The 22,156-nt window shown below is 61.8% G+C and carries 20 protein-coding genes; 11 read left to right on the plus strand and 9 right to left on the minus strand.

The genetic code is table 11. The annotated features are described in order from the left end of the window. Nucleotides 1–110: 110 nt before the first annotated feature. Nucleotides 111–1,898 carry a thiamine pyrophosphate-requiring protein gene (locus tag AC1UK9_RS12425; RefSeq protein WP_482580241.1) on the plus strand — a complete coding sequence of 596 codons (1,788 nt, stop codon included), beginning with the start codon at nucleotides 111–113 and terminating at the stop codon, nucleotides 1,896–1,898. Between the two features lie 16 nt (nucleotides 1,899–1,914). Beyond that, a complete protein-coding gene (locus AC1UK9_RS12430) occupies nucleotides 1,915–2,643 on the plus strand; it encodes a DUF72 domain-containing protein (RefSeq protein WP_482580242.1) in 729 nt (242 codons plus the stop codon). Between the two features lies 1 nt (nucleotide 2,644). Here AC1UK9_RS12430 and mntP read toward each other — a convergent pair whose 3' ends face one another. The 3 genes from mntP to AC1UK9_RS12445 form a co-directional block, all read right to left on the minus strand. Continuing rightward, nucleotides 2,645–3,208, minus strand: a complete 564-nt coding sequence (gene mntP, locus AC1UK9_RS12435; RefSeq protein WP_025111596.1) for a manganese efflux pump MntP — start codon at nucleotides 3,206–3,208, stop codon at nucleotides 2,645–2,647. Between the two features lie 287 nt (nucleotides 3,209–3,495). Continuing rightward, nucleotides 3,496–4,887, minus strand: coding sequence for an ATP-binding protein (locus AC1UK9_RS12440; RefSeq protein ID WP_473015429.1), 1,392 nt, complete (start codon nucleotides 4,885–4,887; stop codon nucleotides 3,496–3,498). After that, on the minus strand, nucleotides 4,884–5,546 hold the full coding sequence (locus AC1UK9_RS12445) for a response regulator (protein WP_025111598.1): 663 nt from the start codon (nucleotides 5,544–5,546) through the stop codon (nucleotides 4,884–4,886). Before AC1UK9_RS12445 ends, AC1UK9_RS12440 begins: the two co-directional genes overlap by 4 nt. Before the next feature lie 170 nt (nucleotides 5,547–5,716). Between AC1UK9_RS12445 and AC1UK9_RS12450 the strand changes: the two genes are divergently transcribed. Genes AC1UK9_RS12450 through AC1UK9_RS12470 form a run of 5 tightly spaced genes read left to right on the plus strand, consistent with a single transcriptional unit; the run spans nucleotide 5,717 to nucleotide 10,536 of the window. Next, nucleotides 5,717–5,983 (plus strand): PepSY domain-containing protein, encoded by a 267-nt coding sequence (locus tag AC1UK9_RS12450; protein ID WP_007960465.1) that lies wholly within the window; start codon nucleotides 5,717–5,719, stop codon nucleotides 5,981–5,983. After that, on the plus strand, nucleotides 5,983–6,528 hold the full coding sequence (locus AC1UK9_RS12455) for a cytochrome b/b6 domain-containing protein (protein WP_025111600.1): 546 nt from the start codon (nucleotides 5,983–5,985) through the stop codon (nucleotides 6,526–6,528). The genes AC1UK9_RS12450 and AC1UK9_RS12455 overlap by 1 nt, the downstream gene beginning before the upstream one ends. 51 nt (nucleotides 6,529–6,579) lie before the next feature. Continuing rightward, the gene (locus tag AC1UK9_RS12460; protein WP_482580243.1) at nucleotides 6,580–7,875 is read left to right on the plus strand and encodes a sialidase family protein; all 1,296 of its coding nucleotides are present in this window, start codon (nucleotides 6,580–6,582) and stop codon (nucleotides 7,873–7,875) included. Further along, nucleotides 7,875–8,486: a hypothetical protein gene (locus AC1UK9_RS12465; protein ID WP_482580471.1), complete on the plus strand. Its 612-nt coding sequence runs from the start codon at nucleotides 7,875–7,877 to the stop codon at nucleotides 8,484–8,486. The genes AC1UK9_RS12460 and AC1UK9_RS12465 overlap by 1 nt, the downstream gene beginning before the upstream one ends. 22 nt (nucleotides 8,487–8,508) lie before the next feature. After that, nucleotides 8,509–10,536 carry an LTA synthase family protein gene (locus AC1UK9_RS12470; RefSeq protein WP_482580244.1) on the plus strand — a complete coding sequence of 676 codons (2,028 nt, stop codon included), beginning with the start codon at nucleotides 8,509–8,511 and terminating at the stop codon, nucleotides 10,534–10,536. A 29-nt stretch (nucleotides 10,537–10,565) separates the two neighbouring features. Here the strand turns inward: AC1UK9_RS12470 and AC1UK9_RS12475 are convergent, their stop codons facing one another. Then, nucleotides 10,566–11,384: an alpha/beta fold hydrolase gene (locus tag AC1UK9_RS12475; protein ID WP_482580246.1), complete on the minus strand. Its 819-nt coding sequence runs from the start codon at nucleotides 11,382–11,384 to the stop codon at nucleotides 10,566–10,568. A 174-nt stretch (nucleotides 11,385–11,558) separates the two neighbouring features. Between AC1UK9_RS12475 and AC1UK9_RS12480 the strand changes: the two genes are divergently transcribed. Continuing rightward, nucleotides 11,559–12,008 (plus strand): winged helix-turn-helix transcriptional regulator, encoded by a 450-nt coding sequence (locus AC1UK9_RS12480; RefSeq protein WP_473015436.1) that lies wholly within the window; start codon nucleotides 11,559–11,561, stop codon nucleotides 12,006–12,008. A gap of 73 nt (nucleotides 12,009–12,081) precedes the next feature. On the opposite strand, the gene AC1UK9_RS12485 is transcribed toward AC1UK9_RS12480, so the two are convergent. Then, the gene (locus AC1UK9_RS12485; RefSeq protein WP_482580247.1) at nucleotides 12,082–13,125 is read right to left on the minus strand and encodes an LLM class flavin-dependent oxidoreductase; all 1,044 of its coding nucleotides are present in this window, start codon (nucleotides 13,123–13,125) and stop codon (nucleotides 12,082–12,084) included. 159 nt (nucleotides 13,126–13,284) lie between these two features. Next, nucleotides 13,285–13,770: a flavin reductase family protein gene (locus AC1UK9_RS12490; RefSeq protein WP_482580248.1), complete on the minus strand. Its 486-nt coding sequence runs from the start codon at nucleotides 13,768–13,770 to the stop codon at nucleotides 13,285–13,287. Nucleotides 13,771–14,094: 324 nt separating this feature from the next. Between AC1UK9_RS12490 and AC1UK9_RS12495 the strand changes: the two genes are divergently transcribed. Together AC1UK9_RS12495 and AC1UK9_RS12500 are read left to right on the plus strand one after the other, a co-directional pair. Then, nucleotides 14,095–15,501, plus strand: coding sequence for a purine-cytosine permease family protein (locus tag AC1UK9_RS12495; protein WP_473015439.1), 1,407 nt, complete (start codon nucleotides 14,095–14,097; stop codon nucleotides 15,499–15,501). Nucleotides 15,502–15,750: 249 nt separating this feature from the next. Further along, nucleotides 15,751–16,851 carry a polyamine ABC transporter substrate-binding protein gene (locus AC1UK9_RS12500; protein ID WP_025111609.1) on the plus strand — a complete coding sequence of 367 codons (1,101 nt, stop codon included), beginning with the start codon at nucleotides 15,751–15,753 and terminating at the stop codon, nucleotides 16,849–16,851. Nucleotides 16,852–17,216: 365 nt separating this feature from the next. On the opposite strand, the gene AC1UK9_RS12505 is transcribed toward AC1UK9_RS12500, so the two are convergent. The 3 genes from AC1UK9_RS12505 to AC1UK9_RS12515 form a co-directional block, all read right to left on the minus strand. Continuing rightward, a complete protein-coding gene (locus AC1UK9_RS12505) occupies nucleotides 17,217–18,182 on the minus strand; it encodes a TerC family protein (RefSeq protein ID WP_482580250.1) in 966 nt (321 codons plus the stop codon). Between the two features lie 193 nt (nucleotides 18,183–18,375). Further along, nucleotides 18,376–20,088 (minus strand): amidase, encoded by a 1,713-nt coding sequence (locus tag AC1UK9_RS12510; RefSeq protein ID WP_482580472.1) that lies wholly within the window; start codon nucleotides 20,086–20,088, stop codon nucleotides 18,376–18,378. Nucleotides 20,089–20,227: 139 nt separating this feature from the next. Beyond that, nucleotides 20,228–21,016 (minus strand): AraC family transcriptional regulator, encoded by a 789-nt coding sequence (locus tag AC1UK9_RS12515; protein WP_482580251.1) that lies wholly within the window; start codon nucleotides 21,014–21,016, stop codon nucleotides 20,228–20,230. Nucleotides 21,017–21,101: 85 nt separating this feature from the next. On the opposite strand from AC1UK9_RS12515, the gene AC1UK9_RS12520 reads away from it, so the two are divergent. Further along, nucleotides 21,102–22,100, plus strand: a complete 999-nt coding sequence (locus AC1UK9_RS12520; protein ID WP_025111613.1) for a bile acid:sodium symporter family protein — start codon at nucleotides 21,102–21,104, stop codon at nucleotides 22,098–22,100. Nucleotides 22,101–22,156: the final 56 nt, after the last annotated feature.

Genomic DNA, 22,156 nt, shown 5'->3' on the forward strand with positions numbered 1-22,156 from the left:
GGCAAAAACAATCGAAACTTCGCGCGCGCCTCGACTGTCCAGACCCTTGTACCGCCCGGCGGATATCACGCCGGGCAAGCTTCATGCATCGGTGACAGGCGAGGAACGAGATGACGACGACAGTGGGAGATTTTCTGGTTGAGCGGCTTGGCCAATGGGGCGTCACGCGGATTTTTGGTTATCCGGGAGACGGCATCAATGGCGTGTTCGGCGCGCTCGCCCGAGCCAACGGCAAGATCGAATTCGTTCAGGCGCGGCACGAAGAAATGGCCGCGTTCATGGCCTCGGCCCATGCCAAGTTCACTGGCGAACTGGGCGTGTGTATTGCCACCTCTGGCCCCGGAGCTTCGCACTTGATTACCGGGCTGTATGACGCCCGCATGGATCACCAGCCGGTGCTGGCGATTGTCGGCCAGCAGGCGCGCACCGCACTCGGCAGCCACTATCAGCAGGAGCTGGACCTGGTCTCGATGTTCAAGGATGTGGCCGGCGCCTTTGTGCAGCAGGCGTCGGCGCCGTCGCAAGTCCGGCATCTGCTCGACCGAGCGGTACGCACGGCGGTTGGCGAGCGGCGGGTGACGGCGATCATCCTGCCCAATGATTTGCAGGATCTCGAGTACGAGCCACCGGCGCGAGCGCACGGCACCGCGCACTCCGGCGTCGGTTATACCAAGCCGAAAGTGCTGCCCTATGAGGCGGATCTGCAGCGTGCCGCCGACGTTCTGAACAGCGGCGAAAAAGTCGCGATTCTGGTGGGCGCCGGTGCATTGCAGGCGACCGATGAGGTGATCGCTGTCGCGGAAAAGCTCGGCGCCGGGGTGGCCAAGGCACTGCTCGGCAAAGCCGCGTTGCCGGACGACTTGCCGTGGGTCACCGGCAGCATCGGCCTGCTGGGCACCGAGCCGAGCTACAAGTTGATGAGCGAGTGCGACACCTTGCTGATGATTGGCTCGGGGTTCCCTTACGCCGAATTTCTACCGAAGGAAGGTCAGGCGCGCGGCGTGCAGATCGACCTGCAGCCGGACATGCTCAGCCTGCGTTATCCGATGGAGGTCAATCTGGTCGGCGACTCCGCAGAAACCCTCGCCGCGCTGCTGCCCTTGCTCGAACAGAAGACCTCGCGCAAGTGGTGCAAAAAAGTCGAAGGCTGGCGCGGCAGCTGGGAGAAAACCCTGGAAAAACGCGCCATGGCCAAAGCCGACCCGATCAATCCGCAGCGGGTGGTGTATGAGCTGTCACCGCGTCTGCCGGAGCAGGCGATCATCACCAGCGACTCGGGCTCTTGCGCCAACTGGTATGCCCGCGACCTGAAGATTCGCCGCGGCATGCAGTGTTCGCTGTCCGGTGGCCTGGCTTCAATGGGCGCAGCGGTGCCGTATGCGATTGCCGCCAAGTTCGCACATCCCGAGCGCGCGGTGATTGCGTTGGTGGGCGACGGAGCGATGCAGATGAACAACATGGCCGAGCTGATCACCGTCGCCAAATACTGGCGTCAGTGGGAAAGCCCGAAGTGGATCTGCGCAGTGTTCAACAACGAAGACTTGAATCAGGTCACCTGGGAGCAGCGGGTGATGGAGGGCGATCCGAAGTTTGAAGCCTCGCAAAGCATCCCCGACGTGCCGTATCACCTGTTCGCCATTTCCATCGGCCTGAAAGGGATTTTCGTCGATCGCGAAGAAGACGTCGCCGCCGCCTGGGAGCAGGCGCTGGCCTCGGACGTACCGGTGCTGATCGAGTTCAAGACCGACCCCAACGTGCCGCCGTTGCCGCCACACATCAAGCTCGAACAGGCGAAGAAATTTGCCACGACGCTGCTCGAGGGCGACCCGGATGAAGCGGGCATCATCGTGCAGGCTGCCAAGCAAGTGCTGGGCGCGGTGCTGCCGCACAAGAAATAGCGATGAGGGAGAGCGATTGACTGCACCAACGATTTTCATCGGCTGCGCGGGCTGGAGCCTCGGGCGCGAGTATTGGCCTGAGTTTGCGCAGCAGGGCACTCACCTGCAGCGCTATGCGTTGCGGCTGAATGCGGTGGAAATCAACAGCTCGTTCTATCGCCCGCATCGTCGTCAGACTTATGAGCGCTGGGCGAATTCGGTACCGTCGGACTTTCGTTTTTCGGTGAAGGTACCGAAACGGATCACCCATGAATTGCGCCTGGAAAACTGTGATCAGGCGCTGGATGAGTTCCTCGGCCAGTGCGGCGGCCTGGCGGATCGGCTGGGATGTTTGCTGGTACAGCTTGCGCCATCGCTGGCATTTGCGCCGGCCAGTGCTGAAGCATTTTTCGTGGCGTTGCGACAGCGATTCGACGGTGATGTGGTGCTTGAGCCACGGCATGAATCGTGGGTGGCGGCGGAGCCGATGTTGCGGGCGTATCGGATCCCCCAAGTGGTGGTCGATCCCTCGCGGATCAGTACCGATGGCTCAGTGCAGGGTTGGCCGGGTATACGCTATTGGCGGCTGCACGGCTCACCACGCATTTACCACAGCACCTACGACGAACGTTATCTGCAAGCGTTGGCACAGCAGCTGAAAGTCGCGGCAGCAGAAGGCGCCGCGACCTGGTGCATCTTCGACAACACCGCCAGTGGCGCCGCTTTGAGGAACGCGTTGGCACTGGTGGTATTGGTCAGGGGTTGAGTCAGGCGGACAAGTGTTCGTACAGAATGGTCGCGCCGACGATCATCAACACCACGCCACCGACGATTTCCGCACGCTTGCCGACCACTGCGCCGAGTACCCGACCGAGCATCACGCCGATGGTCACCATGGTCATGGTCGCCAGGCCGATGGCCGCTGCCGCCACCCAGATATTCACGTCGACAAATGCCAGGCCGACGCCGACCGCGAGCGCGTCGATGCTGGTGGCGAACGCGGTGACCGCCAGAATCAGGAACGAGTGTTGACCGGGTTTTTCTTCTTCCTCGTCTTCGTGTTTGAGGCCGTTGTAGATCATGTGCAGACCGAGGATGACCAGCAGGGTGAAGGCGATCCAGTGGTCCCATTCGGCGACCCATCGGGTGGCGGCCTGGCCGATCAGCCAGCCGATGATCGGGGTGATGGCTTCGATCACACCGAAGATCAGACCGGTGCGCAGTGCTTCGCTCAGACGCGGTTTGTGCAGGCTGGAGCCTTTGCCGATGGCCGCGGCGAACGCGTCCGTGGACATGGCCAGGGCGAGGAAAATGAGGGAAACAGGATTCACGGGGGCACACTTCCAGTCGGGCTATGAGTCAACGACACAACCACACGCCCGACTTTAGGCATGGATGTGTCGTCGGTCTCACCAACCAAAAGGTGTTCGCACCACGGCGTGTTGCCGAGAATGTTGATACGAACGCTTCCGAGGGACTCGGAAACAGGCTACTCCCCAACGAGGCCCCGGATCTTAATCGGGCAAATATGAAAATTTTGTCAAAAGAGTCGAGCTGAAGAGGTCCACTCACCTTGAGCCTTCCGTGATCAGAATTTCCTGTGGCGAGCCACTGGATTTTAACTGGCCGATGCCAGGCCCTTGGGAACTTCGTTGATCCGCAACTCGGCACACAAACCGCCCTGCGCTCGGTTATACAACTGCAGCGAGCTGCCGATCTTGCTGACGATCATCTGCACGATCGCCAACCCGAGTCCGGCGCCATTGCCGTGGCCGTGGCTGTAGAAACGCTCGAACAGCCGCGCGTATTCCAATTCGTTGATTCCGGGCCCGGCGTCCTCGACGCTGATGTACACCGCACCGCCTGCCTGCGGTTGCACCTGCACCCGCACCTCGCTGCCGGGCGGGGCGAAATTCAGGGCGTTGGTCACCAGATTCTGCAGGGCGATGGCGAGGGCTACCGGGTCGGTTTCGATTGGGCAGGGGTGCTCGCTGTCGAGGATCAGTTCGACGTCTTTTTCCAGGGCCAGCGGCGCCAGTTCGGCGAGCTCTTCGCGGACCAGTTCGGTCAGGTCCACCGCGCTGGTTTCGGGGTTGGCCAGGCGCGGTTCGATACGCGCCATGGTCAGCAATTGGCTGGCGATGCGCGTCGCCCGATCCACGGCGCTGACCAGATATTCCAGGGCTTCTTCGCGCTGTTGCGAGGTCGCGGCCAGTTGCGCGTTTTGCGCATGGATCCGCAGGATCGCCAGTGGCGTGCGCAGTTCGTGCGCGGCGTCGGCGATGAAGCGGCGCTCGCGGGCCAGCAGATTGTCGATCTGCTGCAACAGGCGATTGAGCGCGGTTTGCATCGGCTCCAGATCATGCGGCAGAGGGCTGAGGTGCAGCGGTTTCAGGGTTTCGGTGTCACGCCCGCGAATGCTCTGCGCCATGGCGCGCAGCGGTTGCAGGCCCCAGCCGATGGTCAGCCAGATCAGCGCGGCCAGCAACGGTACGCCGATCAGGCTCGGCCACAGCGTGTGGCCGACGATGCGCTCGATCAGGTCCTGGCGAATATCGTCGCGCTCGCCGACCCAGATCAGCAGCCCCTGTTGCGGATCCTTGAGCAGAAAGGCGCACCAGTCGCGGCCATTCTCCATCAGGTCATGCGAGCCCGGAGTGGTCGGTGGCGCCGCGAGTTCCGGCGCCTCGGCCGAGCGCACCAGCAACTGCCCGTCGCTGCGCCAGACCTGAAAGGTCAGCCGGGTTTCGTAAGGGTGCGCAGCCTCGCCGTCGCCGACCCGGCTCATGGCTTCATCGAAGGCCTGATAGAGCCGGCTCCAGTCGTTGTCGCCCGGCGCGCGCTGGGCCAGCACGCCTTGCAACAGACGGGCACTTTGCGCCAACTGGGCATCGTAGACTTCTTCGATCTCATGGTGGCTGTCACGCAGCACCAGCCAACTGATCAGCACATCGCCGATCAACACCAGTATCAGCACCGGCACCAGAATCCGCGCACGGATGGAAATCATGCTTTGAGCTCCAGCACATAGCCGACACCGCGCACGGTGCGGATCAACTCGGTCGAGAGCTTTTTGCGCAGGTTGTGGATCAGCACTTCGAGGGTGTTGCTCTCGACCCGTTCCTGCCAGCCATACAGCGCCCGGGACAGGCGTTCGCGGGTGACGACCTTGCCGGGGCGGGCCAGCAGTTGGTGCAACAGTTGATATTCCATCGGCGTCACCACTACCTCGTTGCCGTGCCAGCTGACTTGTTGCGTGACCGGGTCGAGGCACACTCCGGCGTGCTCCAGCACCGGTTGCGCGCGGCCCTGACTGCGGCGCAACAGGGCACGGATACGCGCTTTCAATTCATCGACATCGAACGGCTTGATCAGGTAGTCGTCGGCACCGGCGTCCAGCCCGGCAATGCGTTCGGCGGTGCCGTCGCGGGCGGTGAGAATCAGCACCGGCAGATCCAGTTGTTCGCCGCGCAGCCGTTGCAACAGCGCCAGGCCGTCGAGGCGCGGCAGGCCGAGGTCGAGCAGCAGCAGATCGAAGCTTTCACTGCGCAGGGCGTGCAAGGCGCTGACCCCGTCCTGCAACCAGTCGAGGGTGTAGCCTTCGCTGCCGAGGGCAACGCGAATGCCTTGGCCGAGGGCGCGATCATCTTCGACCAGCAGTAGGCGCATAGTGGATTCTCTTGCAGAAACAGGGCGGGTGACCGGCCGCATCATGCCGCTGCGCAGCCGGCTGTGGCAGCTCACCCGACGGGAAAGATGTAACGACTCGTTGCCAACTAAGCTTTCGCTAAGGTTGCTTTTGCACAGTGAGGCCTTCCTCATCGAGCGAGAGTGTTTCCATGCGCAAACTTCTGCTGTTGTCCCTGATCGTTGCCAGCCCGTTGGCCGTCGCTGGCCCGCAATGCACCACCGCCGAACGCTCGCAATGGCAAGACCAGAAAGCCTTTCAGGAGCAGCTCAAGGCCCAAGGCTACGAAATCAGCAAGTTCAAGGTCACCGACGGCAACTGCTACGAGATCTATGGCTTTGACAAGGACAAGCGCAAGGTCGAGATCTACCACGACCCGGTCAGTGGCAAAGCGGTGAAGACCGAGATCAAGGGCTGATGCCGAGCGCGTCCCTGCGCCTGTGGGACCCCGTGGTGCGGCTGTTTCATCTGTCCATCGCGGGCGTCTTCGTCGCCAATTATTTCTTCAATGAAGCCGGGGATGACTGGCACGTCTGGCTCGGCTATTACGCGATGGGCTGGCTGCTGGTCCGACTGCTGTGGGGCTTTGTCGGGCCGCGCAGTGCGCGCTGGGCGGATTTCTGGCCGACGCCGGCGCGGCTGATCGCCCATGCGCGTTCGCTGATTGCCGGCAGGCCCGAGCATCGCCTCGGGCATTCGCCGATTGGCGCGCTGGTGATGATTCTGATGCTGCTGGCGATGTTCACCGCTGGCGCAAGCGGCTGGGCCATGGAAGAGGTCGACGCCTTGTGGGGCGCCGACTGGCCGTTGCAGGTGCACGAAACCGCGGTCGACACCTTGCTGGTGCTGGTGTGTCTGCATATCGCCGCCGCGCTGTTCGAGAGTTTTCTGGTTCGCGACAACTTGCCGTTGTCGATGCTCACGGGACGCCGTCGCCGCTTGCCGGACGATCCGACGTGCTGACAAGGATGTTTTGCCGATTACCCTCCATCCTGTCCTTGCCGTGAGTCCACTATGCGTGCGCTGTCCTATCGCTTGAAACTGACCCTTGGCGGACTGGCCGTGTGCCTGATTTTCTGGTGTGCCTGGCGCAGTCACCCGGCCCATGTACTGGCGCCGTTTGCCGTGGCGACGCCGCGGATCGATGCGTCGTTGCAGGCGCCGGAACCGCTGTACAACAGCCGCTTCGTCTCCTCGCAATTGAATGATTTCGTGCATTCGTCGTCGGTCACGGCGCTGCCGGGCGGCGACCTGATGGCGGTGTGGTTTGCCGGCTCCCGCGAGGGCGCTGCCGACGTGCAGATCCGCACCGCGCGTTACGACGCCGACACGGCGGAATGGGGCGCCGAGCAAGTGCTGGCCACCCGCGAATCGACCCGCGACGGCACCCGGCGTTACATCCGCAAACTGGGCAACCCGGTGATTGCCCTCGCGCCGGATCAGCGCCTGTGGATGTTTTACGTGTCAGTGTCCGTGGGGGGCTGGGCCACCAGCGCGATCAACGTGATGGTCTCCGATGATTTCGGGCGCAACTGGACGGCGCCACGGCAGTTGATCACGTCGCCTTTTTTCAACATCAGCACGCTGGTGCGCGCGGCGCCGGTGTTCCATGCCGACGGTTCGATCGGCCTGCCGGTGTACCACGAGTTCATGGGCAAATTCGCCGAGTATCTGTACCTGAGCGCGGACGGCGCGGTGATCGACAAATTCCGCATCAGCCGTGGCAAGCATTCGTTGCAGCCGACCATCGTGCCGCTGGACGGGCGACGTGCCGTGGCGATGCTGCGCTATGCCGGCGAGACCCATCATCGGGTGCTGGCCAGCCGCACCGAGGATGCCGGGCAGACCTGGAGCGAGCCGTACCCGTTGGAGCCGGCCAATCCCAACTCGTCGCTGGCGGCGGTGGGCACCGATGACAACGGTCTGCTGGTGGCGCTGAACGATCTGCAGGACGGACGCTTCAAGCTCAGCCTGTACGGTACCGATGCCGACCTGAATCACTGGCGCAATGTGATCGAACTTGATCAGTCGCCCGACCCGCTCGGTCAACCGTTCGCCCCGCAAGCCTACAAGGCGATCATCGGCGAAGGCTTTCGCGCCTCCAGCGGTGCCCGACGCTTGCCGCTGGAACAGCGCTTTCTGAGCAATCTGGATTACCGGGTGTGCAAGCCGCAGGGCTGTGATTTCGAGTACGAATATCCGTACTTCAGCCGGGGCAGCGACGGGCTGTATCACCTGGTGTATTCGTGGAACAACACCTTCATCAAACACGTCAGCTTCAATGAAGCCTGGCTGGCGGAGCGCCTATGATGCTGTTTCTCTGGCAAGCCCATTTGACTTTCATCCTGCTCGGTTTCGTCCTGCTGGGTTCGATGCACTGCACGCAACGCTGGCGTCCGTGGCTGCTGCCGATACTGGCGGCGGTCAGTTTCATTCCGGTCGGTGATCTGCCTGTGGCGGCGTACCTGCGCAGTTTTACCGACGATCTGGCGATCACCACCCTGGTGTTGCTCGGCTGGGCCAGTCTGGTCCGGCTCGGCGTCGTAAGGAAGCAGGCACTGTCGGCGCGGGTTCAGGTGCTGGTGCTGTTTGCCGTGCTGGCCGCGCTGTTGTATCCGGCGACGATGGGCCTGACGTATGTCGATCCGTACCGCTGGGGCTTCAACCCACGGCCGCTGATCGTCGCTATCGGCCTGCTGACGCTGGCGTTGTTGTGGCTGGGCAATGCGTTGGCAGTCTTGATGCTCGCGCTGGGTACGCTGGCCTTTGCGCTGCGACTCAAGGCCTCGGAAAACTATTGGGATTACCTGATCGATCCGCTCCTGGCGGGTTATTGCCTGGTGGCCGGTGCGACGCTGTGCCTGCGCGAGGTCTGGCGTTTGCTGCGACCTGTACCGGCGGCCCCGACATCTTCTATCTGAACCAATGACACAGAGGTCAATGATGGGCTGGTTGCAATCGCGCCGCCTGCGCTACGGCGTGGGTGCGGCAGGTTTGGCGTTCTTGTTGTTTGCTGTGCTCAGGCTGGTATTCGTGCTGGGATTTTCCGGGATCGCGCCCGGCGAGTTCATCGATAATCCGGCGCTGCTCGAAACCCTGGGCATCGGCTTGCGCTTCGATCTGCGTCTGGCGGTGTTGCTGATATTGCCGTTGGCGCTGCTGGCCTGGCTGCCACGCTGGAACCTCACGCGCCTGCCTTGGTTGCGCGTGCTGGTGCGGGTTTACTGGTTGCTGGCGCTCGGTGCGGTGGGCCTGCTGTACATCATCGATTTCGGCCATTACGCCTACCTCGGCGTGCGGATCAACGCTACGGTGCTGCGTTTTCTGGACGACGCGCAGATCTCGCAGCAGATGGTGTGGGAAACCTATCCGGTGGTGTGGATCGCCCTTGGCTGGCTGGCGACACTGGGCCTGTGGTTCTACGGCTTTCTAGCGCTGGAGCGTCTGACGCTGGCCCGTGAACCCAAGGTCATCCGTCGTTCGTCGCTGGCACTGGGTGCAGGGTTGGGTGTGGTCGCGGTGCTGCTGGCATTGCTCGGCCGGGTGGAAAATCTCAATCTGGAAAATCCGGTGCCGCTGCGCTGGAGCGATGCGTTTTTTTCCGGCAACGGCCAGATCGCCGCGGTGGGCCTGAACCCGGTGCTGTTCCTGTACGACACGCTCAAGGCCGGGCAGGCGCAGTTCGATGAGCAGCAAGTGCGCGAACATTACCCGGTGGTGGCGCGGTATCTGGGAGTGGACCAGCCGAATGCGCAGACCCTGACTTTCGAGCGTCAGCAAGCCGTGCAGCCGTATCAGCTGAAGGGCACGCCGAACGTGATGTTCGTCATGCTCGAATCGCTCGGCAGCAGCGCCGTCGGCGCCTACGGCAACCCGCTGAACCCGACGCCGAACCTCGATCAATTGGCTGCCCGCAGCTGGTTCTTCAAGCACTTTTATGTGCCGGTCACCGGCACTGCGAAAACCGTGTGGGCGAGTATCACCGGGGTGCCGGACGTCACCCGTCGCGAAACCGCGACACGCCATCCGCTGATCACCCGCCAGCACACGCTGATCAATGCGTTCAGCGATTACCAGAAGCTCTACATGATCGGCGGCAACGCCGGCTGGGCCAATATCAATGCGCTGATCCAGCAAAGCATCGATGGTGTGCGCTTGTATCAGGAGAGCGACTGGCGCTCGCCGCTGGTGGACGTGTGGGGGATTTCCGATCTGGATCTGTTCAAGGAGAGCGACCGGATCCTGCGCGATCTGCCGAAGGACCGACCGTTCTTTGCCTACGTGCAAACCTCGGGCAACCATCGGCCGTTCACCATTCCCAAGGACAACGACGGTTTTCAGATCAGCAATCTGTCGCTGGAACAGGTGCAGGCCGCCGGTTCGCGCAGCGTCGAGCAGTACAACGCGGTGCGCCTGCTGGATTTCAACATCGGCAAGTTGATGGAGCTGGCCAGGGCGGGTGGCTATTACGACAACACGATTTTTGTGTTCTTCGGCGACCACAACACGCGCATCAGTCAGATCCCGCACATGCCGCCCGCGTTCGAGCTATTGGGTCTGGAAAGCAATCATGTGCCGATGCTGATTCACGCACCGGGGCTGCTGGCGCCCAGGGTTATCGAGGACGCGGTGGGGCTGGCAGATCTGTTGCCGACCGTGGCGGGGATGGCCGGCATACCGTTTCGCAACGGCGCGATGGGCCGCGATGTCCAGCAACCGGCACCGGAAGGTGAGCGTGTGGTGCCGCTGGTGTTGCGCGAGGGGACGTTCCCGTTGATTGGCGGGGTGACGAAGGATTTCCTGCTGCAGATGGAGCATGACGGCAGTTTACCGACGCTGCATGACCTGGCATCGAATACGCCGCTGGATAACGTGGCGGAGCAAAACCCGCAGGAGTTCCAGCGTCTACTGGAATTGACGCGGGGGCTGCACGAGAGCGCGCGGCTGATGCTGTATCGCAACGTGCGCTGACCAGGCGGGCGCCCGGTCAGCGCGGCGTGTCAGCGGTTCAGGAAGCCCAGCAGGTCTTCATTCAGTGCCTGGGCATGCGTCACGGCAAAGCCATGAGGTGCGCCGGCGTAGACTTTCAGCTCGGCGCCTTTGATCAGCGCCGCCGCCTGCTTGCCGGTGGTTTCGAACGGCACGATCTGATCGCCGTCACCGTGGATCACCAGGGTCGGTACGTCGATTTTCGCCATGTCCGGGCGGAAGTCGGTTTCCGAGAACGCAGTGACGCAATCCACGGTGCCTTTCAACGAGGCCAGCAGGGCGACGTTCAGGGTTTGCGTCAGCACGCCGTCGGAGACAGTCTGGCCCTGATGGGTGCCGTAGAACGGCGCGGCGAAATCGGCGATGAATTGCGCGCGATCCTTGAGCAGGCCGGCCTTGATCCCGTCAAACACCGCCGTGTCGACGCCTTGCGGGTAGTCGGCTTTTTTGCCGAACAGCGGCGTCACCGCGCCCAGCAGCACCAGACCGGCAACGCGTTCGCTGCCGTGGCGGGCGATGTAGCGGCTGACGTCGCCGCCGCCCATGGAGAAGCCGACCAACGTGACCTCGCGCAGGTCCAGGTGCTGGATCAGCTGCGCGATGTCATCGGCAAAGGTGTCGTAGTCGTAGCCGTTCCACGGTTGATCGGAGCGCCCGAAACCGCGGCGGTCGAAGGCAATTGTGCGGTAGCCGCGACTGCTCAGGTACTCCATCTGGTATTCCCACATGTCGGCGTCCAGCGGCCAGCCATGGCTGAACAGCACGGGTTTGCCGCTGCCCCAATCCTTGAAATAGATCTCGGTGCCGTCGTCGGTGGTGAATGTGCTCATGGAAACTCCTTGCTTGAGTGGGCGTACGGGAGGGACTTTGAAAGCAGGATTGACTATCCGCGCAATCGAACGTCGCCACTTGTATGCAGGTGCTGCGCTGTCGGCGTGGGGTTCTTTTGCGCGAGCACAGTTGTAAGATGCAACCACACGCCAGGATTGAAGGAGATACCCCCTGTGAAGCGCAAAAGCCTGCACGGCAACGCTTGCCCGGTCGCCCGCACGCTGGACCTGATCGGCGACTGGTGGTCGTTGCTGATCATCCGCGATGCGCTGGAGGGCATTCGTCGCTTCAGTGATTTCCAGAAGAACCTCGACATCGCCAAGAACATGCTCAGTGCCCGGCTCAAGGGCCTGGTGGAGCAGGGGATTCTGCAAACGGTGCCGGCCGCCGATGGCGGTGCCTATAAGGAATACGTGCTGACCGAGCGCGGCAAAGCCTTGCAGACGGTGATTGTTGCGCTGTCGCAATGGGGGGGGGAGCACATGTACGCGCCGGGGGAGGCGGGTTCGGTGATGGTCGATGCGCAGCAGCGTCAGCCGATCAGGAAGCTGGAATTGCGTTCGGCCGACGGCCGCCTGCTGGCACCGCAAGAGGTGGCGACGCAACTGGGCGTTGTGCACTGACCGAAGCGTTGAACGCAAACGCCCCGAAACATTGTCGGGGCGTTTGCTTGCTCGATCTCAACCCGCAGAGTCCTTAGCGAAACGCCGGCACCACATGTTGGATGAACAGCTCCAGCGATTTTTTCTTCTCCGCATGCGGCAAGCTGTTGTCACACCAGAAGCTGAACTCGTCCACCCCCAGTTCCTGGTAGTACTTGATCCGCGGGATGATTTCTTCGGGCGTGCCGATCATCGCGGTCTTGTGCAGATTCTCCAGTTCAAACTCCGGACGGCCGGCGAATTTCTCTTCCGGGCTCGGGGCCAGGAAGCCGTTGACCGGGGTTTGCTTGTTGCCGAACCACGCATCGAAAGTGCGATAGAAGCGTGAGATCGCCTTGGCACCGACTTTCCAGCCGTCCGGGTCATCGGCGGTGTGCACGTGGGTGTGGCGCAGCACCATCAGTTGCGGACGCGGGACGTCGGGGTTGTTGTCCAGGGCGGTCTGGAATTTGTTCTTCAGGTCGACCACTTCTTCGTCGCCTTTCATCAACGGCGTGACCATCACGTTACAGCCGTTGGCCACGGCGAAGTTGTGCGAGTCGGGGTCGCGGGCGGCGATCCACATCGGTGGGTTTGGCTTCTGAATCGGCTTCGGCACGCTGGTCGAGGTCGGGAATTTCCAGATGTCGCCGTCGTGGGCGTAATCGCCTTGCCACAGGGCGCGGACCACCGGAACCATTTCCCGTAGGGCCTGGCCACCGCTGGAGGCGGGCATGCCACCGGCCATGCGATCGAACTCGACTTGATAGGCGCCACGCGCCAGGCCAACTTCCATGCGCCCGTTGCTGATGACGTCGAGCAGGGCGCATTCACCGGCCACTCGCAGCGGGTGCCAGAACGGCGCGATGATGGTGCCGGCGCCCAGGTGAATGGTCGTGGTTTTGGCGGCGAGGTAGGCCAGCAGCGGCATCGGGCTCGGCGAGATGGTGTATTCCATGGCGTGGTGTTCGCCGATCCACACAGTGCTGAAACCACCGGCCTCGGCCATCAGGGTCAGTTCGGTCAGGTCTTCGAACAGTTGGCGGTGACTGACGCTTTCGTCCCAGCGTTCCATGTGGATGAACAGGGAAAATTTCATGACGCTTCCTCGGATCTTTTATTGTTGAGGCTACAAAACTGTGTGGGAGGGGGCTTGCTCCCGAAAGCGGTGGATCAATCGAAATCTCTGGTGGCTGACACATCGCCTTCGGGAGCAAGCCCCCTCCCACAGTGGATTTTTGTGGGGCTGAAATTTTGCTCAGGTCAGAACCGGCAGGGCGCCCATCTTGCCGTGGCAGTACACCAACGGTCCGCTGTGCTGCTCGGGCACGATCAGGTTCTGCACCGCGCCGACCATGATCGCGTGGTCGCCGCCTTCGTATTCGCGCCACAACTCACACTCGATGATAGCTGTCGCGTTGGCCAGGATCGGGTTGCCCAGTTCGCTCAATGTCCACTCGATGCCTTGCGCCTTGTCCTTGCCTTTACGGGCGAAGGCGTAGGCTTCGCTTTGCTGGCCGCCGGACAGGACGTGGATCGCGAAGCGTTTGTTCTTGATCAGCACGGGGTAGGAGTCAGAGCTGTAGTTGGGGCAGAACAGCACCAGCGCCGGGTCCTTCGACAGTGAGCTGAACGCACTCGCGGTCAGGCCGACAATCTGACCGTCATCGTCCAGCGTGGTGATAACGGTTACGCCGGACGGGAACGAGCCCATGACTTGTTTGTAGATGGCGGCATCGATCATTGGACGGTCCTCGGGTGTTGTAACGCTATTTTTATGTGTTTGTTGGTCTGATGGTATACCAGTATTTTTTCTTTGCAAGGGCTTTTGGGCTGAACCGATAAACGTAGTTGTTTCGTCGGAAACTCAGCGTTTATTGGACTTCTGGCTGGCCTGCAGGCCGCGGTATCAGTGAGGATGGCGTATCAGATAGCGCTTCAAACTACGGATCAGTCTTGTGAAATGTTTGGAATACCATAATATGGTCTGCATCTGAGGGGCGGCCACAGAGCTCCCCCGGTTTGGCTTCATACAAAGATAAGAACAGACAAACTCGAGTTCATGCATATGTCCCAGATGTCCCGGCAAGATCCGTTGATCGAGAATCATACGGTCGACTACGTCCCACTCGCGGAACGCCACGGGAAGGCCCGCGACCTTTTCACCTTGTGGTTCAGCACCAACATCGCGCCACTGCCCATCGTCACCGGCGCCATGGTGGTTCAGGTGTTTCATCTCGATTTGCTCTGGGGGTTGCTGGCAATTGCGCTGGGGCACCTGATCGGCGGGGTAGTGATTGCCCTGGCGTCGGCGCAAGGCCCGCGCATGGGCATTCCGCAAATGGTCCAGAGTCGCGGCCAGTTCGGGCGTTATGGCGCGCTGTTGATCGTGTTCTTCGCGGCGCTCATCTACATTGGTTTCTTCATTTCCAACATCGTCCTTGCCGGCAAATCGATTGTCGGCATTGCGCCGTCGGTGCCCGCGCCGCTGAGCATTCTGACGGGTGCGCTGGCGGCCACGGCGATTGGTGTGATCGGCTACAACTTCATCCATACGCTCAACCGCATCGGCACCTGGGTGATGGGCAGCGCGCTGCTCGCCGGTTTCATTTACATCTTTGCTCACGATTTGCCAGCGGACTTTCTGACGCGCGGTAGCTTCAACCTGTCGGGCTGGCTGGCGACGGTGTCGCTGGGGATCATCTGGCAGATCAGCTTCTCGCCATACGTGTCCGACTATTCGCGTTACCTGCCGGCGGACATCGGTATCGCCAAGCCGTTTTTCGCGACTTACCTGGGCGCGACGCTGGGCACGATTCTGTCTTTCAGTTTCGGCGCCGTGGCGGTGCTGGCAACGCCTGAAGGCACCGAGGCGATGGCGGCGGTCAGGCAGTCCACCGGGTGGTTGGGGCCGATTCTGATGGTGCTGTTCCTGCTCAATATCATCAGCCATAACGCCTTGAATCTGTACGGCGCGGTGCTGTCGATCATCACCTCGATCCAGACGTTTGCCAGCCAGTGGACGCCAAGCATCAAGGTGCGCGTGCTGCTGTCGAGCGTGGTGTTGGCGGGTTGCTGTGTGGTTGCGCTGGGGGCCTCGGCGGATTTCATTTCGCAATTCATCGGGCTGATTCTTGCGTTGCTGCTGGTGCTGGTGCCGTGGGCGTCGATCAACCTGATCGACTTCTACCTGATCAAGCGCGGCGTGTATGACATCACTTCGATCTTCCGTGCTGACGGCGGGATTTACGGGCGCTTCAACCTGCACGCGATCATTGCCTATTTCATCGGCATCATCGTGCAGCTGCCATTCGCCAATACCTCGTTGTACGTCGGGCCATACGCCAACCTGGTGGACGGTGCGGACCTGTCGTGGCTGTTCGGCCTGGTGGTGACGGTGCCGCTGTATTACTGCCTCGCCACTCGTGGGCAGACTCAACGGAGCAGGGCGGCGCGGTTGGGTTACACCGACTGAGTTCGTCTCCCCTTTGAAAGGCCCGGCACTGCGCCGGGCATTTTAGTTTCCGCATTCCGGCGGTCATTCAAATTGGCCATTTCGATCCCCTTTTGGCCCATCACCCACTGTGCCGCGACCCCGCTGTCGGCAAGAATCAACGCTACAACGAAACGCTGAACCTTCCTTGCCCTTGGCTACCTTTACAGCCGCTGCCGTGTACAGAACATAAAAACCATCGATCTCACGTCGCAATCCGGGGAAACAACCATGGTCACGATCAAACGCATTCTGGGTGCCACCGTGTGTGGGCTGACGCTGCTGGCCAGCGCGGTGCACGCCGAACAGCGCGAGCTGCGGGTGTACAACTGGGCGGATTACATCCTGCCGTCCGTGCCCAAGGATTTCGCCACGAAGACCGGCATCAAAGTGACCTGGGACACCTTCGACACCAACGAATCGCTGGAAGCCAAGTTGCTCACCGGCAACTCCGGCTACGACCTGGTGGTGCCGTCGAACCAGTTCATCGACACCCAGATCAAGGCTGGCGTGTTCCAGAAACTCGACAAGTCGAAGCTGCCGAACTGGAGCCACCAGGACCCGGCGCTGCTCAAGCTGCTGGATGCCAACGACCCCGGTAACCAGTACGGCGTGCCCTACATGTACGGCACCGTGCTGATCGGCTTCAACCCGGCCAAGGTCAAGGCTGCATTGGGCGACAACGCACCGGTGGACAGTTGGGATCTGGTGTTCAAGCCGCAGAACATGGAGAAACTCAAATCCTGCGGCGTGGCGATGCTCGATTCGCCGTCGGAGATTCTGCCGCTGGCCCTGCATTACCTCGGCCTCGACCCGAACAGCCAGAACCCTGCCGACTATGAAAAGGCCAAGGATCTGATGCTGAAGATTCGCCCTTATGTCACCTACTTCAACTCGGCCAAGTACATGACCGACATCGCCAACGGCGACATTTGCGTGGCCATCGGTTACTCCGGCAGCTTCTATCAGTTCGGTAATCGCGCCAAAGAGGCGGGCAACGGCGTGGTGGTCGACTGGCGTCTGCCGAAGGAGGGCGCGCCAATCTGGTTCGATACTTTCGCGATTCCAAAGAGCGCGAAGAATGTCGAAGAGGCGCATGAATTCCTCAACACGCTGCTTGACCCGAAAGTGATTGCGCCAATCAGCGACTTCCTCGGTTACCCGAACGTGAACAAGGACTCGATGTCGCTGGTCAACAAGGACATCACCGGCAACCCGAACCTGACGCCGACCAGCGAAGCGCTGAAAACCCTGTACGTCGTCCAGCCACTACCGCAGAAGCTCGAACGCGTACGCACCCGGGTGTGGACCAGCATCAAATCCGACAAGTAAACCGTTCCCCTACAGGAATGAGCCTGCTCGCAAAGGCGCCGGATCAGCCACCATCTTCACCAAATGACCCACCGCCTTCGTGAGCAAGCCCACTCCCACCCTTGATCCCGGTCAGCCCCGAATTCTCCATCCACCGCCAATCCCCTGTGGGAGCGGGCTTGCTCGCGAAGGCGCCGGATCAGCCGACATCTTCAGCGGATGACACACCGCCTTCGTGAGCAAGCCCACTCCCATCCTTGACCCCGGTCAGCCCCGAATTCTCCCTCCACCGACGACCCCCTGTGGGAGCGGGCTTGCTCGCGAAGGCGCCGGATCAGCCGACATCTTCAGCGGATGACACACCGCCATCGCGAGCAGGCTCGCTCCTAGAGTTGGACGTTTTCCTTGCGGGTGACGATCAGGCTCAACACCACCGATCCCAGAATCACCCCGCCCACCACCGCCAGTGACCATTCCACCGGCATGTGAATCCAGGGCATCAATGTCATCTTGCCGCCGATGAACACCAGTACGATCGCCAGTCCGTACTTGAGCAGATGAAAGCGGTCGGCCATGTCCGCCAACAGAAAGTACAGCGCCCGCAGGCCCATGATCGCGAAGATGTTCGAGGTGAAGACAATGAACGGGTCGGTGGTGACGGCGAAGATCGCCGGGATGCTGTCGACCGCGAACATCAGGTCGCTGGCCTCGATCAGTACCAGCACCAGGAACATCGGCGTCGCCCAGCGCACGCCGTTCTGCCGGACGAAAAAGCGTTCGCCATGAAAGCCCTTGGTGATCCGCAAATGCCCACGCACCCAGCGCAGCAACGGGTTGTTGTCGAGGTCCGGTTGCTGCTCGGCGAACATCAGCATCTTGATCCCGGTGATGATCAAGAACACCCCGAAGGCATACAGCAGCCATTCGAACTGCGACACCAGCCACACGCCGGCGAAGATCATCGCCGCACGCATCACAATCGCCCCAAGCACGCCGTACAGCAGCACCCGGCGTTGCAGTTCCGGCGGCACGGCGAAGTAGCTGAAGATCATCACGAAGACGAACATGTTGTCGATCGACAGCGATTGCTCGATCAGATACCCGGTGAGGAATTCCAGGGTCTTGCGCTGAGCGATTTCGGCGCCGAACTCGCCGTTCAAGTACCACCAGAGCAATCCAGCGAACGCCATGGCCAGCGCGCACCAGGCGATCACCCAGCATGATGCTTCCCGCACCGACACTCGATGCGCCTTGCGTCCGCCGAAGACGAACAGGTCCAGTGCAAGCATGGCGAGGACGAAGACGATAAAGGCGCCCCACATCCACGGTTCGCCGATATTCAGGGGCGACATGGCGTTCTCCTTGTCCGAGCGGGTTTGGGAGTAGACGAGGCCATGCTAGCGGGGAGATTGTGCGCAAGAAAAATCGCTTATTCCTGAGCATCAGTTCGGGAAAAACGAAGTGTTGGAGGTGAGCGCTGGCGGGAAGGGCGTTGCAGGACAGAAAGGATTGAGACCTTTGCGGCCCCAATCCCGTCCTGTGTTGTTACTTGCCGGAAGTCAGCGCCGGCGTGCGCGGCGGTACCTGACGCTTTGAGCCGGTGGCTTCAAATGCGGAGGCCAGGCGCAGCAGATTCGAGTCATCATAGGCGCGACCGGCGAAGGTCAGGCCGACCGGCATGCCGATGTCCGCCATGATGCCCATCGGCACGGTGACGGTCGGTACGCCCAGGTGACGGATCGCCAGGTTGCCGTTGGCGACCCAGATGCCGTTGCTCCAGGCAATGTCTGCCGATTCCGGATTGATATCGGCATCCGCCGGGCCAACGTCGGCGTTGGTCGGGAACAGCACCGCGTCGAGTTTGAGCGTGTCCATCCAGTCTTCCAGGTCGAGCTTGCGGGTCTTTTCCAGGCCGCGCAGGCCGTCCGGCAGGGTCGGGATCTGGTCCCACGGGGTGATGCCGCGCTCGGCCATGCGCACGTATTCGTCCATACCGGCGGCCAGATCGCCTTCACGGTTGGGCAGGGTGCCGGGGTCGTGCGGGAAGATCTTCGGCCCGTCGACGTCGGCCAGACGGTTGAGCTTCGGATCGCCGTTGGCGCGCAGGAAATCGTCGAAGGCCCAGGCCGACAGATCCCACAGCTCCTGGTGCAGGAACTCCTTGGAGACGATGCCGCGATTGAACACGGTCGGTGCGCCGGGGCGGTCGCCTTCGCAGTTGGAGACCAGTGGGAAATCCACTTCGATGACTTCGGCGCCGGCCGCTTCCAGGGCGACGCGGGCCTGTTTCCACAGGTCGATCACCGATGGGCGGGTGTTGATGCGTTGCCCGGTCGGGCCACCGATGCCCGGGGCTTCACTGGTGCCGGCTTCAGGGTCGGCGTTGATGTACATCTTTGGCACGCCGAGGCGTTTGCCGGCCAGTGCAGCAGGCTTCACTGCCAGTTCGGCGTAGGAGGCGGGGCGCACCGAGTCGACGCTCGGAATCGGCACCCACGGCTGCAGGCGCCACAGATCGCCACGGGTGTCGGGGTCTTGCGCGACCACCACATCGAGCACTTCGAGCAGGTCGGCCATGGTTCGCGCGTACGGCACAACCACGTCCATGGTTGGCGTCAGCGGCCAGTTGCCGCGCACCGAAATCACTCCGCGCGACGGCGTGTAGGCGCACAAACCGTTGTTCGAAGCCGGGCCGCGCCCGCTCGACCAGGTTTCTTCCGCCAGACCGAAGGCCGAGAAGCTCGCGGCGGTGGCGGTGCCGGCACCGTTGGACGAACCGGAGGCGAACGGCGCCGTCAGGTAGGCGGCGTTGTACGGGCTTTCGGCCCGGCCATAGACACCACGCTGCATGCCGCCATTGGCCATCGGCGGCATGTTGGTCTTGCCCAGGCAGATTGCCCCGGCGGCGCGCAGGCGTTCGATGGTGAACGCGTCGCGATGCGCCACCAGATCGGCAAACGCCGGGCTGCCGGAAGCAGCGGTCAGCCCCTTGACCAGGTAGCTGTCCTTGGCGGTGTAAGGGATACCGTCGAGCGGGCCCAGGGTTTCGCCCTTGGCCCGGCGCGCGTCTGAGGCCTGGGCTTCGGCCAGTGCCTCGGGGTTGCGCACCACCACGGCATTCAGCGCTGTGGCGGTGTTCGGGCCGTCGTAGGCGTCGATCCGGGCCAGATAGGCCTGCACCAGTTCAACCGCGGTGGTCCGGCCGGCGTCGAGCGCCGCGCGTAATTGAGCAATGGAGACTTCAGTGACTTCGATCATGCTGTTACCGCCGACAGGTTCGCTAAAGGGGTGGGTCATTATGGTTATCGTCGAAACGTGTAAAGAATTCCGTATGGGCGAAACTCTACCCTGAACTTTGCCGAATGGCATGTGCTAATTCGATAAATATCGACAAAACTCAACGAAAAAACTCTCCCGGCGTCTCGCCAAACTGCTGCCGGAAGGCAGCGATGAACGCCGATGTCGAGTCATAACCGCAGGCCAGAGCCACATCGGTGACGCGTTCGCCGCGCTCCAGCGGGGTTAACGCGCCCAACAGGCGCAGGCGTTGGCGCCAGGCGCGGAAGGTCAGACCGGTGTCGCGTAAAAACAAACGGCTGAGGGTTTTTTCGGTGATGCCGAATTGTTCGCTCCAGTGCTGCAGTGTGGTCTGCTGTTCCGGATGTTGCTCCAGGCTTGAATAGATCTGCCGCAGACGACTGTCCTGTGGCAGTGGCAACATCAGGTCGATCTGCGGCGCCTCGGCCAATTGATCGAGGATCACCTGGGCCAGCCGGCCATGCGCACCGTTCTGGTCGTATTCCACTGGCACCCGACTGAACGCGCGAATCAGCTCGCGCAACAGGTCGCTGACGCCGAGCACATGACAGCGTTCAAGCGCCCAGCCGGCCACGCTGCAATCGATGTACAAGCTGCGCATTTCGGTGTGCGGCGAGCTGAACACACGATGCGGAACGCCTGCCGGAATCAACACCGCGCGCTCCGGTGGGGCGACGAAACGCCCGGCGCTGGTCTGCACTTCGAGCACACCCTGAATCGCGTACGACAATTGCACCCACGGGTGACTGTGACGCCGGGTCAGTGCGCGATTAGGCAACGATTCGGTGCGCCCGTACAGCGGACGCGGCAGGCTGGGTAGCCCGGGAATGCTGCGCCGGAAGCTTTTCTCGTGTCCTTTAGGCGGCATCTACTGGCTCTTCGGCGTTAGTCGGTAATTTCTGCTCACGTTAGAGTCGCAGTCACGTACTGGCAACCCCCGGATGAACAAACCCATGACCCGCCCAAGATTCCTGCCCGACAATTTCACCCTGACCCTGATCGGCGTCGTGCTGCTCGCCAGTTTTCTGCCGGCCAGCGGTCAGGTCGCGGTCGGGTTCGGCTGGCTGACCAATATCGCCATCGCGCTGCTGTTTTTCCTGCACGGCGCCAAGCTGTCGCGCGAATCGATCATCGCCGGTGCCGGCCACTGGCGCTTGCACCTGTTGGTGTTCGGCCTGACTTTTGTGCTGTTCCCGATCCTCGGGCTGGCGCTGAAACCGCTGCTGTCACCGCTGATCGGCGACAAGCTGTACATGGGCATGCTCTACCTCTGCGCGTTGCCCGCCACCGTGCAGTCGGCGATTGCCTTCACCTCACTCGCCCGGGGCAATATTCCGGCGGCGATCTGCAGTGCGGCGGCGTCGAGCCTGTTCGGGATTTTCCTCACGCCGTTGCTGGTGACGCTGCTGTTGAACGTGCACGGTGATGGCGGCTCGACACTGGATGCGATCCTGAAGATCAGCGTGCAATTGCTGCTCCCATTCATTGCCGGGCAGATCGCCCGCCGCTGGATCGGCGCATGGGTCGGGCGCAACAAAAACTGGCTGAAATTCGTCGATCAGGGTTCGATTCTGCTGGTGGTCTACGGCGCGTTCAGCGAGGCGGTCAACGAGGGCATCTGGCATCAGATCCCGGTGGTCGATCTGCTGGGTCTGGTGGTGGTCTGCTGCATTCTGCTGGCGCTGGTGCTGTTGGCCTCGACGCTGCTGGGCAAGGTGTTCGGCTTCAGCCAGGAAGACCGCATCACCATTCTGTTCTGCGGTTCGAAGAAGAGCCTGGCCACCGGCGTGCCGATGGCGCAGGTGCTGTTTGCCGGCAGCACGATTGGTGTGTTGATTCTGCCGCTGATGCTGTTCCATCAGATTCAATTGATGGTCTGCGCGGTGTTGGCGCAGCGTTATGCAAAACGGCCGGAATCGGTGCCGGAGTTGATGGCGCAGGTCGATCCGTAATGCTGTGTTGCCCGGCGGTCAGCCTTCGCGAGCAGGCTCGCTCCCACAGTTGACCG

The sequence above is a fragment of the Pseudomonas sp. AK-TSAG1-1 genome (genome assembly GCF_056821665.1).

Excerpts from the sequence above, each read along its gene's own strand:
- AC1UK9_RS12460 (WP_482580243.1), top strand. The coding sequence starts at position 6,580 with ATGCGTGCGCTGTCCTATCGCTTGAAACTGACCCTTGGCGGACTGGCC.
- AC1UK9_RS12515 (WP_482580251.1), bottom strand. The coding sequence starts at position 21,016 with ATGCCGCCTAAAGGACACGAGAAAAGCTTCCGGCGCAGCATTCCCGGG.
- AC1UK9_RS12445 (WP_025111598.1), bottom strand. The coding sequence starts at position 5,546 with ATGCGCCTACTGCTGGTCGAAGATGATCGCGCCCTCGGCCAAGGCATT.
- AC1UK9_RS12520 (WP_025111613.1), top strand. The coding sequence starts at position 21,102 with ATGACCCGCCCAAGATTCCTGCCCGACAATTTCACCCTGACCCTGATC.
- AC1UK9_RS12470 (WP_482580244.1), top strand. The coding sequence starts at position 8,509 with ATGGGCTGGTTGCAATCGCGCCGCCTGCGCTACGGCGTGGGTGCGGCA.
- AC1UK9_RS12485 (WP_482580247.1), bottom strand. The coding sequence starts at position 13,125 with ATGAAATTTTCCCTGTTCATCCACATGGAACGCTGGGACGAAAGCGTC.
- AC1UK9_RS12465 (WP_482580471.1), top strand. The coding sequence starts at position 7,875 with ATGCTGTTTCTCTGGCAAGCCCATTTGACTTTCATCCTGCTCGGTTTC.
- AC1UK9_RS12510 (WP_482580472.1), bottom strand. The coding sequence starts at position 20,088 with ATGATCGAAGTCACTGAAGTCTCCATTGCTCAATTACGCGCGGCGCTC.
- AC1UK9_RS12455 (WP_025111600.1), top strand. The coding sequence starts at position 5,983 with ATGCCGAGCGCGTCCCTGCGCCTGTGGGACCCCGTGGTGCGGCTGTTT.
- AC1UK9_RS12425 (WP_482580241.1), top strand. The coding sequence starts at position 111 with ATGACGACGACAGTGGGAGATTTTCTGGTTGAGCGGCTTGGCCAATGG.
- AC1UK9_RS12495 (WP_473015439.1), top strand. The coding sequence starts at position 14,095 with ATGTCCCAGATGTCCCGGCAAGATCCGTTGATCGAGAATCATACGGTC.
- AC1UK9_RS12450 (WP_007960465.1), top strand. The coding sequence starts at position 5,717 with ATGCGCAAACTTCTGCTGTTGTCCCTGATCGTTGCCAGCCCGTTGGCC.
- AC1UK9_RS12440 (WP_473015429.1), bottom strand. The coding sequence starts at position 4,887 with ATGATTTCCATCCGTGCGCGGATTCTGGTGCCGGTGCTGATACTGGTG.
- AC1UK9_RS12475 (WP_482580246.1), bottom strand. The coding sequence starts at position 11,384 with ATGAGCACATTCACCACCGACGACGGCACCGAGATCTATTTCAAGGAT.
- AC1UK9_RS12500 (WP_025111609.1), top strand. The coding sequence starts at position 15,751 with ATGGTCACGATCAAACGCATTCTGGGTGCCACCGTGTGTGGGCTGACG.
- AC1UK9_RS12505 (WP_482580250.1), bottom strand. The coding sequence starts at position 18,182 with ATGTCGCCCCTGAATATCGGCGAACCGTGGATGTGGGGCGCCTTTATC.
- AC1UK9_RS12490 (WP_482580248.1), bottom strand. The coding sequence starts at position 13,770 with ATGATCGATGCCGCCATCTACAAACAAGTCATGGGCTCGTTCCCGTCC.